The sequence below is a fragment of the Halorhodospira sp. 9621 genome, assembly GCF_022228055.1.
GTDB lineage: Bacteria > Pseudomonadota > Gammaproteobacteria > Nitrococcales > Halorhodospiraceae > Halorhodospira > Halorhodospira halophila_A.
Map to the genome: position 1 here is coordinate 1 of NZ_JAJNRD010000082.1, position 1,304 is coordinate 1,304.

Annotated in this window: 1 protein-coding gene; it reads left to right on the forward strand. The window is 68.8% G+C overall.

Going from position 1 to position 1,304, the window contains the following annotated elements; translation table 11 throughout:
* Positions 1-138: 138 nt before the first annotated feature.
* A complete protein-coding gene (locus LRF89_RS13155) occupies positions 139-1,209 on the forward strand; it encodes an ERCC4 domain-containing protein (protein WP_201169153.1) in 1,071 nt (356 codons plus the stop codon).
* The last annotated feature ends 95 nt before the right edge of the window (positions 1,210-1,304 follow it).

Sequence of the window (1,304 nt, forward strand, 5' to 3'; positions counted from 1 at the left end):
CCACCGGGGAGCGGCCAACCGGCGTCAGGGGGCGACCTTCGAACGCCACAGGGGGACCGGCCAACCGACCTCAGCAGCCCAAGGGCATGCCCCGACGCGCCATGGTCGACGCGCACCCGCTCGCGCTATGCTTGCAACATGGCCACTTACTGGCGCGTACAGCAGACGCAGAGCGAGAAATTCCCGTACCGGATCACCCTGGAGAGCGATCACGACGGGATCATCCTCGCCCTGCGCGCCAAGGATCGCTGGCCGGGCCCGCAGGGGCACGTCTTCTGCCTGCGTGAGCAGGACCCGCCGGAGGAGACCCCCGAGGAGCTCGAGCACGTCCCCGTGGTTTCGCTCAATCGCTTCGGCAAGAAGCTCGCGCTGGTGCTCGACCGGCAGAAGCGCCGGCGCTGCGACTTCCTGTTCCTGACCAAGCCGTACAAGAACAAGCCCGGGCACTACGAACAGATCTTCTTCCGCACCCAGGGCGCCGTCCGGGCCCACAAGACCCGCGGCCGAACCCAGCTCTTCGGCGATTATCCGATCACCGCCCTGATCGACCGCGCCGAGCGTTACCCGTGGCGCTTTCCGGGTGCCGAAACGCGACGCGAGAGCCTCCCGGCCGGCGACTACGCGCTGGAGAGTGACGGGCAGATCCAGGCCGTGGTCGAGCGCAAGACCTTCGACAACCTCCTGACCGACTTCGGCCAGATCCAGATCCTTCACCAGCAGCTGGCGGAACTGGCGACCTATCCCCATCCCGCACTGGTGGTCGAAGCCACCTACGGCGACTTCCTCGACCCGCAGCGGGTCGCCCCCTGGTCAGCCGCCCACACAGCCCGGGTCGTGGCCGAGATCCAGGCCCTGCACCCAAAACTGCCCGTGGTCTTCGCGGGCAACCGCAAACAGGCCAACGAGTGGTGCCACGGCCTCTTCCGAGCCGTCGCCACACGGCTGGCGGACCCGGCACCGCCCGCGGTCGCCGAAGCCTACGGCCGCTACCAAAGCGGTGCCGGCGGGCGCGGCGGCTGGGCCCTGGCGGTGCGCCGCGAAGTCCTCCATGAAATGCCCGAGCGGTTCACCATGGCCATGCTGCGCCAGCGCTTCCCGGACCGCCAGCCGCAGCAATTGCGCACCATCCTCCACCGCCTCCGCGAAGAAGGCCGCCTTCAGCGGGAGGGCCAAGGCCGCGCGACCGAGTGGGTGCGGGTCGAGCCGTAAGCGACGACGCTCAAGCAGTTGGCTGCACGGGAGTGTCTTTGATCAGTCGAATGCGGCAACCACGGGGGAAGGATCGGGTGGCGGGGGGGCGGAGA